The following is a 13,888-nucleotide window of genomic DNA, read 5'->3' on the forward strand; positions in this document are numbered from 1 at the left end:
AGGCCAATAACAGGCCTCTAAAGCGACACCTAGACACATACTGTTGAAGAAAGGTGCAAAGGAAGTTTGATGAAAACCATACGTTGTAAGATAGAGAAAGTTAACCCATTTAACGATGCCGTATATCAAGTATTGTTAAGGCCTGAAACCGCCTTCGATTTCCAAGCGGGGCAATACTTATGTGTTGTCATGGGTGAAAAAGATAAACGCCCCTTCTCTATCGCATCAGCGCCAAACGCCGAGCTGATCGAATTACACATTGGCGCAGCCGTCAGTGAAAGCTACCCAATGCAAGTGGTCGAGCGCCTGAAAGCCTGCGCTATTGATGGCAGCACTATCGATATCGAAGCCCCAGGCGGCGAAGCCCACCTGCGTCACGAAAGCATTCGCCCTCGCCTGTTAATCGCCGGCGGCACAGGTTTCTCTTACATTAAAAGTATCATCGAGCACCAAATCGCCCTCGGCCAACAGGTTGAAACTATGCTGTATTGGGGTTGTCGCACCCAAGATGCTATGTATTTTGAAACCATCGCCCGCGAGTGGCACGACGCTCACCCTTGGTTACACTTCGTCCCAGTCATCGAAGAAGCGCCAGCCAATTGGCAAGGCAAAACCGCCAATCTGTTAGCGCAAATCAAACAAGATTTTGTCAGCTTAAATGGCTACGACATCTATATCGCCGGTCGTTTCGATATGGTGGGTGCAGCACGGGAAATCTTCCGTGAGATTGGTGTAGAAGAAGCACATCTCTACGGTGATGCGTTCGCGTTTATCAAATAATGCGATAATTTGTTAGCTTGGCTGGCTAACCTTTGCCAGTTGAGCTGCAAATAATAAACCCCAGTTTTTACTGGGGTTTTGTTTTTCTATCTTGCAGATGGCGGTCAATTGAGTTTACCCAAACTTCGTTTGGATTAAAGTCGTGGGGCTTCACCCCACACCCGACCAAGAGGGGATCAACAGCAATCCCCTCTTGGAACTCCCTTGCCGCCCCTAGCGAAGTTACATGCATTAGATACTAGCCTTGGTCTTATGGATAAATTGCTATCGCTTCCGAAGGCAACGTCCCTGTACCTACGGAAGCTAGCCGGTCATCCATGACCGGACTCACGCAATTTATTCCAACGCCCCGCAGCAACTTCCCAGGGGATTGGTGTAACCTGCAGCCAATACTATCAGTAACTGTATCTTCTATTTAAATACGATTAAAGCAAGATTGTGATAAAGTCTAGCTAGATCATAAATAGAAAAATATAGAGACTGCTTGAATGGACACTCGTAAATATGCAGACGAGCTAGATGTATCTAGCGAATTTATTGATAATTTCAAATTTGAAATCATTCCTAAAAATATAATAATCGATTCACAGTATTACAAATTATATCAATTAGCAGAATGCGCGGAAAAAGAAGGAGATCTAAGATCTGCAAAAATACTATATCTATTAGGTTCTATCAGTTCATTAAAACTCAAACCAAACAGTATAAATGCACCATACGCCCCACTATTCAATCAGTCATTTAGCATAGAAAACCTAACCAATAATGACTTGACTTTATTAAGATACTTATTGAAACCCATTGTAATCCCAGAATTAAAATCTCGAATTACTGATATCTTATGGCTTTTAATTCGCCCCAAAAATTTAACTTATGCCTATGATGCTATAGATAGTTACTCTTCAGGAGAAATTGATGAAAAATCATGGAAATTTGGAGTGAACCACTTTTATGAACGAGGAGTAAGATTAGCTATCCAGTTAAGAAGCAGTGGTCAAGACAAGTTATCTGTAATTGAAGAAAAGCTAATTAAAGCCTTGTTACAATATGAGAAAAAAGACGGATTTATGTATCTTTGGCTATGTGACTTTTATTTAGATCTTGGCTTCAATAACTCAAGAATAAAATATTTTGCAGATAAAACATATTCAAAAGGTCTCGAATATTTAGCTCTCTCTAACCACCTTTCAGCAAGGGCATACTTAGAGCTATCATCAAGATTATATGCATCATCTGATCAATCAGAAAAATCAAATAACTCCTTATTTCATCTTGCGAAATCATGGGCAAAAGAAGGTAATAATAGGCTCAGTGATTCAGGCGCTATTGCTAGTGAATTTTACAACAATGCGATTCAAGTCCTTAGAAAAATACCAATTATATATCGTGATAAATTAGGTGTTGAATATGAAATAAACAAGCTTAGATTAGGCATTAATGAAGCTAATACGAATGCTATAAACCAGATGGTTAGGATAAGCCATACTTTTTCACAAGAAGATATTCATGAGATGTCTAGCATTGCAAGCACATGCTCAAGTTATGTAAGTAATGTTGACAGTGTAGTAGAGGCTATATATAAATTTGTAACTATTGCAGAAAGCTTTAAAAGAAATAATATTATTGATGAAACAAAAAAATTATGTCACAAAACATACTTACAAGCCTAATGCCAAGTACACAGTTCTCAAATGATGCGAGAATAATATCAAAAACAACAGCTTATGGATTTTGCAAGGATAGCGAATCTTCAGATGATTCAGTTATGAATCAAGTATTTCAAAATATATACAATAAAATTGACTTTATTATCGACATACAGATATTACCAGCACTAAAAACACTTTTAAGTGAGCATAGAATACCATTTGGTTTACTGCTAGACTTGTGTCATCAATCACCATTAATACCTAGTAATAGACAGTATTTATTTGCGAAGTCTTTGCACGAAGGATTTGAATTCGATTTCTCATCAGCAATATATCTTTTGACCCCTCAATTAGAAAACTTGGTTAGAGTTATCCTTAAATCACATGACATATTAACGACAACTCTAGATCTGAATGGTATAGAAATGGAAGTTGGGCTAAGCACATTATTAGACAAAAAGGAGGCTACGGATATTTTTGATGAAAACTTACTTTTTGAGTTTAAAGTTTTATTAACAGATCCAAGAGGCCCAAACTTGAGAAATGATCTAGCTCATGGACTTTTGTGTGATGGTTCATCATCAAGTAATGCCGCAATTTATGTATGGTGGAGAACATTAAAGTTAGTTGTCGAATCTTTACTTCTAAGCTCTGAAAATTCATAGAATAGACGGGAAACTCACAACTCTTTTTGCTTTAATAAATAGAAGACAACGCCAGATTTCAAGGGATACACCTTCCCTGCGAAGTTGCTGAAGGGCGTTGAAGAAAATAGCGTGACGCAGACAGGACGTCTGCGTAGCTTTCGGGGGGAAGGGACGCCCCATCGGAAGCGTTAGCTATTTTCGAATAAGCACGAAGCTAGCATCTAATGCATGTAACTTCGCTAAGGGCGTCTTGGAGAATCCAAGGAGGATAGGACGAGCAGTCCTCCTTGGTCGGGTGTGGGGTGAAGCCCCACGACTTTGACTTTGATTTTAAAAAAAGCTTTAGATTGCTCTGCCATGAGATACCAAAACTCATAAGTCAAAAACTCAAACGAAGTTTAAAAACCCAAAGCCCTGCGGCGACTGAGCAGCCGCTACACTTGTGGTCTATGTAGATCGAAACGCAGATCTTCTGAGATCCCATAATAAGCCGATGGGCCGCCGGCACGTAATACGGGCTCGGCAAGGGCGGTTTGATAAATCCCCTCGGCATTGAGTAAATGCTTGGCGATATGCACGGCCACCACTTCTCCTAACACTAACCAAGTATCGATCTTGTCGCCATTAGCGGCAGTTAACTGGATACATTGGGATAATTTGCATTCGAAGTTTACTGGGCTTTCAGCCACTAAGTCTGCCTTAACAATGGTGCCTGCTTTAGCCGTGAGTCCGGCAAAGCTAAACTCATCTTGACCGCGTGGCAGCATGGCGGAGGTTTGATTCATCTGCTCGGCTAAGCCGCGAGTGGTGAGGTTCCACACAAACTCCCCTGTTTCGACAATATTGGCGACACTGTCTTTCCAGCCTGTGCTGGCAAAGCCAATGATGGGCGGTTTGTAGTTGAAACAATTGAAAAAGCTGTAAGGTGCGAGATTGCGTTGCCCCTCGGCATTCCGTGATGAAATCCAGCCGATCGGTCGAGGCCCCACAATCGCATTTAAAGGATCGTGTGCAAGGCCATGGCCTTTGCTCGGTTCGTAAAAATAGCGGTTATCAGCAGTCATACTTCATCCTTTTGTTATTGCCACAACAATACTGGTGCAATTAATACAGCCATCACAGGTACGCTTTTATAGCCGCTATCTTACCCAAGTTTCGAGCAGCGACCAAAAGTCTGTAGGGCAACTTAAGTAAACTCCTTGAACAACATCTGGCTGCAAATTTCAAATCCAACACACTCTTCTGCTAAAGTGATACTTATCAGTGGGCTAAAAAGCCTAACTCTGCTAAATAGCATGTGACAAATGAAGGAGCGGTGAATGGGCGCGATAAAAGGGGGATGGAAGAGGTTGTTGTTGGTCGCAGTGCTGTTGGCGACGGGTTGTGCCAGCGTAGCGCAAATCGATTTCAATGCTCTGTTTGGCACTAGCTCACCGCAAAAACGCGTCGAAAATGCACAGCTGAACGGCCAATTTATTCAACAAGCCGAGTTTGTGCACACACAAGTTGAGCCTATTCTCAATAGCCGCTGCGTGGTATGTCATGCCTGTTACGATGCCCCCTGTCAGTTAAAAATGACCTCAAGCGAAGGTATAGAGCGTGGGGCAAGTAAGGAAAAGGTCTACCAAGGCACACGCTTAGTCGCTGCCACACCTAATCGCTTATTTGTCGATGCCTTTACCCCAGAAGCTTGGCGTCAACGCGGGTTTTACCCCATGCTAAACGAGCGCGATCAAACCCCAGAAGCTAATACCCAAGCCTCAGTATTAGCCAGAATGCTCACGCTTAAGCAAATGCATCCCCTGCCCGAAGACAAGATTTTAGATAAGCGTTTTGATTTCAGCCTAGACAGAGTTCAGCAATGCGCCAGCCTAGAGGAAATGGACAAATACGAGCAAAGCCAGCCCCTTGCAGGTATGCCTTATGGCTTGCCAGCACTGAATGCTAATGAACATCAAGTGTTGATGCACTGGCTCGAGCAAGGTGCGCCACTGCCGTTTGCACAAGCGCTTACACCTGAATTTATTGCAGAAATAACCCACTGGGAAGAGTTTTTAAACGGCGACAGTTTAAAAAGCCAATTAAGTGCACGTTACATTTATGAGCATTTGTTTGCCTTCCATTTATATTTTGAGTCTTTGAATCAACCAAACGCCCAGCCTTTATTCTTCGAGTTAGTGCGTTCTCGGACGCCGCCGGGGCAAGCGCTAGATATTATCGCCTCCCGTCGTCCCTTCGATGATCCTAAGGTGGAGCGAGTCTATTACCGCTTTCGGCCTTATCGGGCAACCATAGTCGATAAAACCCATATCCCCTACGCTTTGAATACCGGCTTGCTGGATAACTGGCAACAATGGTTTATCGATGCGGATTACTCAGTCACTCAACTGCCGAGCTACAAGCCGAGCGTTGCGGCCAATCCCTTTGAAGCCTTTATTCAAATTCCTGCCAGTGCGCGCTATCGATTTATGCTGACCCGCGCCCAAGATACCATTATGGGCTTTATCAAAGGCCCAGTGTGCCGTGGTCAGGTGGCGCTCAATGTCATTAACGATAGATTCTGGGTGTACTTTGTGACTCCAGATTATATGGACGACACTGACTTTAGCGCCTTTTACCATTCCCAACTTGAAAATCTACGTATGCCTGCAGAGGAAGAAAGCACTGCACTCGCAGTAACTTGGGTGAAATATGCCGCCAAGCAAGGCAAATATATGCGGGCGCGTAATCAATTCTTGAACGAGAAATTCAAAAACGGCCAGCACCTTACCATAGACGGACTCTGGGATGGCGACGACACCAATGATAATGCCAGCCTGACAGTATTTCGTCACTTCGACAATGCCACTGTGGTCAAAGGCTTAGTCGGCGAACCGCCCAAAACGGCTTGGATTATCGATTATGCCTTGCTGGAGCGTATCCACTATTTATTGGTCGCGGGTTTCGATGTTTATGGTAACTACGGCCACCAGCTATTAACTCGCTTATACATGGATTTTTTACGGATGGAGGGGGAATCGAATTTCCTGACCCTATTGCCGCAGGAGGAAAGACGCAAGCAGTTGAGTGATTGGTATCAAGGGGCAGGTACTCAGCTCACGGCCTTTATCGCAGGGGATATCAACACCTTTCATCAGCCTACGGGCGTACTCTACTTTAGCGACGATCTAAAGGGCGAGCTGTATCAAAAACTCGGACAGAAGGTTGCTAAGGTTCAACCCAATCGATATCACATAGAAAATAGTAGCTTGCAAATACATAGCAAAGCACTTTTACACACATTAGATCGATTAAAAGGCACACAAGCGACCCTGTTACCTGAACTAACCATGATCATGGTCGAACCTGAAAAAGCGGGTAAAGCTGAGATATTTACCTTAGTTCGCAATAGCGCCCATCGGAATATTTCGAGCCTGTTTAATGAGGCGAATAACCGCGAACCCGCTAAAGATGATGTCACTTTAGTGCATGGCTTATTGGGTAGTTATCCTGAGGCATTTTGGCGAGTGAAAGAACAAGACTTGCCTAACGTCGTGGCGACAATAGAGAAAATGCAAACTGAAAAAGACTATGAAGCACTGTTAGATATGGTGGGTGTACGCCGTACTGATCCGAAGTTTTGGGCCTTTAGTGACGAACTCAATCAGATCTTTTTCGACAATCACCCGATAGAATGTGGGTGGCTGGATTACAACCGACTGCAAAATCGTTAATAAAAAGGGGAACGTTAGTGTTCCCCTTCCTTTCAAATCAACCCAGTAAACTTACCAGATCTTAACGCGATCTTCTGGAGCCAAATACAGCTTATCGCCAGGCTTAACATCGAATGCAGTATACCAAGCATCTAAGTTACGCACGGTTAGCGCGCGGTACATGCCAGGGGCATGTCCATCGGTTGCCACCCGAGCACGCAGGGCTTCGTCACGCATCTTAGTGGCCCAGGTTTGCGCAAAGCCGATAAAGAAGCGTTGATCACCCGTAAAGCCTCCAATCACTGGGGCATCTTTGCCTTTAAGCGAGGCGTGGTAAGCATCATAAGCGGCGGCTAAACCTGCTACGTCGGCAATGTTTTCACCTAAGGTCAACTTGCCATTCACGTGTAAATCAGGGAAAGGCGCATAAGCATCAAACTGCTGCGCTAACGCATCGCCTTGCTTATCAAATTGAGCAAAGTCAGCGGGCGTCCACCAGTTACGCATAGCCCCAGTCGAGTCGAATGCCGCACCATTGTTATCAAAACTATGGCTGATTTCATGACCAATTACAGCGCCAATCGCGCCATAGTTGTAAGCGGCATCGGCCTTAGCATCAAAGAATGGCGGTTGCAAAATACCCGCAGGGAAGTTAAGCGCATTCTGCACTGGCAAGTTCACCGCATTCACCACTTGCGGCGTCATCCACCACTCGCCTTTATCCATTGGTTTGCCAATCTTGGCTAGCTGATGGCTGTACTCTACTTTTTCACCATTGATGGCATTGGCGTAGGCATTAGTCGCAATCACAGCATAGCTATCGTAATTGCGCCATTTGTCGGGATAACCCACGCCCACCGCCATAGTGGCCACTTTTGCTAGGGCTTCTTTCTTGGTTGAAGGGTCCATCCAATCGAGTTTTTCCACTCGCTGACCGAAGGCGGCCACTATGTTATCCACCATAGCGCTGACTTCTGCTTTGGCCGAAGCAGGGAAATATTGCTCGGCATAGGCATGGCCTACGGCATCACCTAAATATTGGTCGAGTGCCGCTAAGGCACGTTTATCGCGACTGCGCTGCTCTGGCGTGCCAGAAAGCTTAGTGCCATTAAAGGCAAACGAAGCGTTGTCGATTGCCGATGGCAACACATCAGCATGGCTGTTGATATGGTGGAACACGAGCCAATCTTTCCATGCTTCTAAAGGCTCAGAGGCCACAAGCGCAGAAAGTCCCGTAATCGCCGTTGCATGGTAGGCCGCAAATTTAGGCTGATTGCCCAGTTGCGCCGCCGCTAGAAAGGCAGTCCAATCGATGCCCGGTGCTTTAGCATCAAAGTCAGCACGGCTCCATACCCCCGAAGACTGAGTAAAATCCTCGCTTGCTTCACGGCTGGCGTGGGCTGCGGCAATCTTGTTTTCAAGGGCGAAAATACGATCGGCACGGACAGCGGCATCGCTCACACCCGCATCTTTGAGCAAGGTTTCAATGTAAGCGCGGTAAGCGGTGCGAATGTCGACCATTTTAGGATCGGCAGACAGGTAATATTCGCGCTCAGGTAAGCCTAAACCACCCTGTAAAAAGTAAGGTAAGACTTCGCCCGGCGTGGCTAAACCTTGGGTGACGAAGATCCCAAATAGGTTTTCGGTATAAAAGTCAGTCGCGTTGAGAGGGTCGACATCGGCGCGCAGATTTCCGCCTAACGCCGCAGATAAATCCTGCTTGCTCGCAATGGCCTCATAACGGGCAATATCCGCCTCGGCAGGCTTCATTCCTGCGGTATCAATAGCGGCGGTATCTGTGTAAGCCTTGTAGAAATCGGCGATACGCGCTTCGTCGCTCCCCGCCGCATGTTGCGCTTTCACCAGATCGGCAATCAAACTGGTTTTATGCTTTTCGGTTGCTTCAAAGGCAACGAGGAAAGCGCCAGTGCTGGAGCGATCGGCGGGGATCATCGTTGTTTTCATCCATTCGCCATTGGCGTAGGTATAAAAATCATCCCCTGGTTTTACCGTTGGCGTCATAGCCGCGACATTAATGCCAATCGGCATTTGAGCCGCAACGTCTTGACTTTTTGGCGCGTTTTCGCTGGTTTTAACTGTGTTTTCTGTGGTGTTATCACTGCAAGCAGTGAGCCCAGCCAGTACTGAAGTTGACAGTAATAGCACGGGAATAAGACGGTCCGACATGAATGACTCCTCTCTCTTTTATTATTGTATTTATCTAAGTTTGGCAGTGTAACTGGCACTGAATGAAGAAGTAAAACAAAGCCAATTTTTATGATAGAAAGTTAATGCAAACAATTTGAGCCAGACGCTGAAACACGCAGCTTAGCATCATCACGACCGCGCTCAACTGCAGGCACAAAAAAGCCGACGCTATGTCGGCTTAATCAAGTTTGGCTAACGACTACTTTATAATTTGATCTGAGTGTACTGAGTCCACGCAAGCACTTGTCCCATCTGAGGAATGATCCATACTGCCGTGTGCTCATTTTGATAAACACGATAATAAAATAAATCTTCATCACGGATATCATGCTTACGAATTTCACGGTAGAACTGCATAGCAGAATGGCTGACTTCATCCGGTTTTGTCAGTTCTTTTTGTAACACTTTAACGTGAAAAACATCGACTTTAAGGTCATCAATTGTGGTCTGGTACTGCTCAAACTCACCGCGGATAGTGTATTTAATCGGCGTCGTTAAACAATCTTGATCTGTAATACAGGAGGTTGAATAAAACTTACCCTTATTTTGCCCTTCATAGACCAGAGACATACTGAGATCGTTACGAACTAAGAGTTCGCCCGCGACGGGAAAATAAATATCCGCATGGTAATTATGCTCAAGTAGCTCACCCATTCCTTTATCATCCGCAGGGAGGACAATACGGTTATAGCGAATGCGCTGCTCCATTATTTGGCTCAGCGGAATGAACTCCGCCATATTTAATCCTGCGGGTTTTGCATCTATCGCCGTGACATTGATGATGCCGTGACCACTGCAGGCATCGGCGTCCAGCTCAGGGCAAATCGCCATCGAATAATTTTTGCCATCTGTTGAGGTAAATGCACTGAAGTAATTAAGGTTATTGATGTGATTTCCCTCTGGCGCTAAATGTTTTTGCCACCATGAAGGATGTAAACGATCCTCATCACCAATATAGAAGGTTCGCGCCGTCCCCAGCGTGCCACCAATATTGAGGCTGATATATTTATCGGCATGCCATTTAGCCACCTGTTTAACCACCGCATGATGGTCGCTCACATACCAAACGATTGCCAAGATAGCGCACAAGAGGGCAATACCAGCAACTTTAGTCCAAACCGACACCCCCACTAAGGCATCACGAATTGCATTCGCATCATTGATCGCCAGCATCTTTACATGGGATTGTTCAGAGATATGCAATTGATAACCGCGGCGTGCCACGGTTTTAAGCTGCACTTCGGTATAGGGTTCGAGCTTTTTACGTAAGGTACTGATGCATTGTGTTAAAGAGGTAGGAGCAACCACCCTTTCAGGCCAGCCGACCTGCAGCAATTCTTCCTTAGTAAAAATGGCATTCGTGGATGATAACAGCAGCACTAATAAGGCCGTTTCGGAAAAAGTCAGGCTGATGGTTGTCCCATTCACATGATCGACTAATTCCTTAGCCTGTTCATCTAACATTAAATAAGATGTGATTTTATGCATGTTAAACGCCTGAAAGATCAGCCAATACTGATAAAGTTTGATTACACTAACAACATGCAATCATCATGTGACATTGTTTCTTTCCAAGAAAACGATGATATGCAATCACCAAGTCAAGATGGTTAATTTTACCTTTTAACAACATATAAGAGTGTGACTCTATACTCAGTTTAGTCATTGTTTAATAAGTACAAAGTTAGACTAATACAGAGGTCGCTAAACTAGATTTCTTGGTATTTAAAGATCCAAGAACAACACAAAAGTAATGCACCAATCCAGCCACCCAGCAAACCATACATTAAGGGTAAGCCAAGCCCAGTTTGAGCAAGCAGAGTGAGACTACTTTTAGCCGCGAGTGTATCCGAGGGAGTCGCGAGTAAATTTAAAGCACGGAACAGATCAGTAGGATTCAACAAAATCAGTAGATTGAATACAGTACGATTAAACATCTCACTCATTCCAACCACAGCACTGAGTAAAATAAGATCATAAACCAGCACAAGCACAAACCATAAAATGAGTAATATCCCCAGTGCCTTGGCTTTTTCTCGCACACACAAGCTAACCCAATAACCCAAGAGCACGAACACTAATGACAGTAAAATACTGCTCATAATCAAATGGGTAAACCCAATAGCTATGGATAACTGGGTCTGAGTATCGCCCAGTGATATCAGTATTAATCCTGTTAAACCAAAGCCCAAAATGCAGGCAATGGTCATCACACAGGCATGGCCTAAAAACTTGCCGCACACGAGATGCCAACGTGCTAATGGATAGGTCAGCAGTAACAACAGAGTGCCGGATTCTTTTTCACCAACAAAGCTGTCATAACTCAACAAAATCGCACCTAAAGGGAGCATAAATACCGATAAAGTGACTAACCCAGAAAGGATTTGGGCAGGCTCAAATACCACTAAGTTGCCGGACACAGCGCTGCCCATAAAACTCACACACAGAGATAGCAGCAACAAGATTCCCGCCATCATCCATAACCAACGATTACGTACATTATCCTTAAACTCTTTGGCGGCTATGATGCTCACTATACTCATGGCACTTAAACGATGGTGCAAAACCTCGGAACGGTTCATAGGACTGATTCCAAATTAATCGCCTGATTTATATCGGTTATGTTAATAGTCTTTGTGGGTATTTTTGACGACTGAAGGGGGCAAAGACTTTCCATGTAATGATGAAACACACTCTGCAAACTAGGAGGTTCAATAGAAAAATCCCCCACGGGCACTTTTTGTAATAAGTGATTTAACACGGCTGACTTTTGCTCCTGTGACACAGCGAGCGTGAGTCCCTGCCCCGCGTTTGCCTTAACACATGCCGCTAAAATGGGATCCGCTAGCAATGCTTGCCTTTGAGTATTAGATAGAAAATGCAACAAGATATGATTTGGCAACTGAGTCGCCGCCCTCAGGGAGGTTAAGCTTCCCGAAGCCAACATTCGCCCTCGACCTAAGATCAAAGCGCGATCCATCTGATCTTGTACTAATCCCAACTCATGGGTACTGATAATAATGGCGCAGCCCTGCGCCCTGAGCTGAGCGATTTTTTGATACAGGAAAGCCGATGCCAAGGGATCTAAGCCAACTGTCGGTTCATCGAGTAACAGTACCTTAGGCTCAGCCAATATCGCCTGCGCGAGCCCAAGACGTTGCCGCATCCCCTTAGAAAAAGTACTCAAACGCTTATCTTTAGCGGCCTCTAAACCAAATTCAGCAAGTAATTCATGTACTTTAGGCAAGGCAACGCCCTTAAGCTTAGCGAAATATCGCAGCAGCTCATTGGCGGTCATATTGTCATAAAAACTCACATTTTCAGGTAAATAGCCTAAAGACAAACTCTGCCGCACCTGTTGGGAGCTCACACTATGACCTTGAACTTGGAGCAGACCACTTGTGGGGGTAAGTAATCCCAAAATAAGCTTGAGTAACGTAGATTTACCCGCACCATTATGCCCAAGGAGTGCGATCACTTGACCCGCTAACACCTCAAAACTCACATCATCCAGTGCCTTAAACTTGCCATAGCATTTACTGATATTTGTCGCTTTAACAACCACATCAGCATTCACTACAGGCTTATTCGCTGAGCAGGTCAAAGTTTGATGATTCATCGCGAACCTCCATCAATCAGTACATGCGCGCCACTTTGCATTAGGGGAAAACTATCACTTATACCGCTCGTCACTTGGGGCTTAAATTGGCGTTCCACCCAGCACAGTAACAACACAACGGGGCTTTCCATCAACAGTTTGGCTTCAGGATAAAGCCAAAACAGTTTATCTAAACTGTCATTCGGCCTATGGACAATATCCCCGAATCCATCGCCATTCAGATCCCAACCTTGATATTCCGACCAGTAATTCCCCTGCCCCTGATAACTCCATTCAAGTTGAGTTTCTCCGACATATTTAACTTGGGTTTGATTGGCCATAATACGATTATGCCAAAGGCGATTTTCCTCTCCGCCCATGGCCATACTGATCCCGGTATCGCTGTGGCTAAACTCGTTATCTTGAATACGGTTATGTTGAGCGGCGTAAATAAAAATACCTTTCCCCTCATTGCCAAGCTCCACAGTGCCCTTAGGGTTATGGATTTGACTCGCAACATTGGCTTGCACATAGGATGCCTCAGTAATGTTGAGCAAAATGCCAAAGTCCCGCGCCTGAGTCACACGGTTGTGGTGCAAGTAAATATTGGTTGAATTCATTAGGGCATAACCGCCATCGACGGCAATCGCTTGGTTTTGCCACGCTTCGTCGGCTTGGGTATACATGTAGTGAATACCATATTGCAGCTTAGTGAATTGATTTTCATAAATGCGGCTGTGGGTAACGGACTCTAAATACACACCATCACGGACAAAAATGAGCTGATTCCGGTCAATTTGTGGCGAATTAACATGCTTAAGATAAATGCCATCACCCCGATCAAGCACATGAATGGCGCCGTTGCCACTAATACTGTTGTCCGAGATGGTGGGCGAATTTAGCTGTTCGCCATAAATACCAAAACCCTCACCCACCAAGCGGTTTCCCTTAATCAACGCATTATCCGCCCCTTTTTTGAGTAAAATGGCGGCATCACGGTAATACAGATCCCGTCCCCAGTGGCGGATATTGAGCCCCTCAATACTCACCTGAGGCGCCTCAATGACCAATGCACTGCCTTGGCGCAGTGCATCTAATGTCGCGCCTACTTCCCCCTTTAGCGAAATGGATTGCGTCACCTTAAAGGAGCCTTCATACACCCCAGTGGCCAGCACTAGGGTGTCACCTTCTTGAGCTTTGTTAAGGGCAAGAGTGAGTGAATCTGTATCTGTTACCCGAATAAGTGCTGCCCAAGTACCGAAAGAGGCAAAGCACAGCAGCCAGATAAGGACGAGACGCAGCTTCATCATCACA

Annotated in this window: 10 protein-coding genes; 4 read left to right on the forward strand and 6 right to left on the reverse strand. The window is 45.0% G+C overall.

What is annotated here, in order from left to right; translation table 11 throughout:
* Positions 1-69 precede the first annotated feature (69 nt).
* From fre to CKQ84_RS05010, 3 genes are all read left to right on the forward strand, one after another.
* Positions 70-780 (forward strand): NAD(P)H-flavin reductase, encoded by a 711-nt coding sequence (gene fre, locus CKQ84_RS05000; protein WP_063883664.1) that lies wholly within the window; start codon positions 70-72, stop codon positions 778-780.
* 488 nt (positions 781-1,268) lie between these two features.
* On the forward strand, positions 1,269-2,450 hold the full coding sequence (locus tag CKQ84_RS05005) for a hypothetical protein (RefSeq protein ID WP_105250339.1): 1,182 nt from the start codon (positions 1,269-1,271) through the stop codon (positions 2,448-2,450).
* Between the two features lie 95 nt (positions 2,451-2,545).
* Positions 2,546-3,094 carry a DUF4209 domain-containing protein gene (locus tag CKQ84_RS05010; protein ID WP_158682990.1) on the forward strand — a complete coding sequence of 183 codons (549 nt, stop codon included), beginning with the start codon at positions 2,546-2,548 and terminating at the stop codon, positions 3,092-3,094.
* Positions 3,095-3,510: 416 nt separating this feature from the next.
* On the opposite strand, the gene CKQ84_RS05015 is transcribed toward CKQ84_RS05010, so the two are convergent.
* Entirely contained in the window at positions 3,511-4,140 is a 630-nt protein-coding gene (locus tag CKQ84_RS05015; RefSeq protein WP_011845657.1) for a flavin reductase family protein, read from the reverse strand.
* Between the two features lie 255 nt (positions 4,141-4,395).
* On the opposite strand from CKQ84_RS05015, the gene CKQ84_RS05020 reads away from it, so the two are divergent.
* Complete coding sequence (locus CKQ84_RS05020) at positions 4,396-6,789, forward strand: fatty acid cis/trans isomerase (protein WP_105250341.1); 2,394 nt, start codon at positions 4,396-4,398, stop codon at positions 6,787-6,789.
* A 51-nt stretch (positions 6,790-6,840) separates the two neighbouring features.
* Here CKQ84_RS05020 and CKQ84_RS05025 read toward each other — a convergent pair whose 3' ends face one another.
* From CKQ84_RS05025 to nosD, 5 genes are all read right to left on the reverse strand, one after another.
* Positions 6,841-8,955 carry a M13 family metallopeptidase gene (locus tag CKQ84_RS05025; protein WP_105250342.1) on the reverse strand — a complete coding sequence of 705 codons (2,115 nt, stop codon included), beginning with the start codon at positions 8,953-8,955 and terminating at the stop codon, positions 6,841-6,843.
* 225 nt (positions 8,956-9,180) lie between these two features.
* Positions 9,181-10,464, reverse strand: a complete 1,284-nt coding sequence (locus tag CKQ84_RS05030; protein WP_105250343.1) for a winged helix-turn-helix domain-containing protein — start codon at positions 10,462-10,464, stop codon at positions 9,181-9,183.
* 221 nt (positions 10,465-10,685) lie between these two features.
* Positions 10,686-11,558, reverse strand: coding sequence for an ABC transporter permease (locus CKQ84_RS05035; RefSeq protein WP_105250344.1), 873 nt, complete (start codon positions 11,556-11,558; stop codon positions 10,686-10,688).
* Entirely contained in the window at positions 11,555-12,595 is a 1,041-nt protein-coding gene (locus CKQ84_RS05040; RefSeq protein WP_105250345.1) for an ABC transporter ATP-binding protein, read from the reverse strand. Before CKQ84_RS05040 ends, CKQ84_RS05035 begins: the two co-directional genes overlap by 4 nt.
* On the reverse strand, positions 12,592-13,881 hold the full coding sequence (gene nosD / locus CKQ84_RS05045) for a nitrous oxide reductase family maturation protein NosD (protein WP_105250346.1): 1,290 nt from the start codon (positions 13,879-13,881) through the stop codon (positions 12,592-12,594). The genes CKQ84_RS05040 and nosD overlap by 4 nt, the downstream gene beginning before the upstream one ends.
* Positions 13,882-13,888: the final 7 nt, after the last annotated feature.

Source organism: Shewanella sp. WE21 (assembly GCF_002966515.1).
In the GTDB taxonomy this organism is placed as follows: Bacteria; Pseudomonadota; Gammaproteobacteria; order Enterobacterales; family Shewanellaceae; genus Shewanella; species Shewanella oncorhynchi.

Bases quoted from the DNA above. Each gene is read 5' to 3' on its own strand.
- CKQ84_RS05040 (WP_105250345.1), bottom strand. From the start codon at position 12,595: ATGAATCATCAAACTTTGACCTGCTCAGCGAATAAGCCTGTAGTGAAT.
- CKQ84_RS05035 (WP_105250344.1), bottom strand. From the start codon at position 11,558: ATGAACCGTTCCGAGGTTTTGCACCATCGTTTAAGTGCCATGAGTATA.
- fre (WP_063883664.1), top strand. From the start codon at position 70: ATGAAAACCATACGTTGTAAGATAGAGAAAGTTAACCCATTTAACGAT.
- CKQ84_RS05025 (WP_105250342.1), bottom strand. From the start codon at position 8,955: ATGTCGGACCGTCTTATTCCCGTGCTATTACTGTCAACTTCAGTACTG.
- CKQ84_RS05030 (WP_105250343.1), bottom strand. From the start codon at position 10,464: ATGCATAAAATCACATCTTATTTAATGTTAGATGAACAGGCTAAGGAA.
- CKQ84_RS05010 (WP_158682990.1), top strand. From the start codon at position 2,546: ATGAATCAAGTATTTCAAAATATATACAATAAAATTGACTTTATTATC.
- CKQ84_RS05020 (WP_105250341.1), top strand. From the start codon at position 4,396: ATGGGCGCGATAAAAGGGGGATGGAAGAGGTTGTTGTTGGTCGCAGTG.
- nosD (WP_105250346.1), bottom strand. From the start codon at position 13,881: ATGAAGCTGCGTCTCGTCCTTATCTGGCTGCTGTGCTTTGCCTCTTTC.
- CKQ84_RS05015 (WP_011845657.1), bottom strand. From the start codon at position 4,140: ATGACTGCTGATAACCGCTATTTTTACGAACCGAGCAAAGGCCATGGC.
- CKQ84_RS05005 (WP_105250339.1), top strand. From the start codon at position 1,269: ATGGACACTCGTAAATATGCAGACGAGCTAGATGTATCTAGCGAATTT.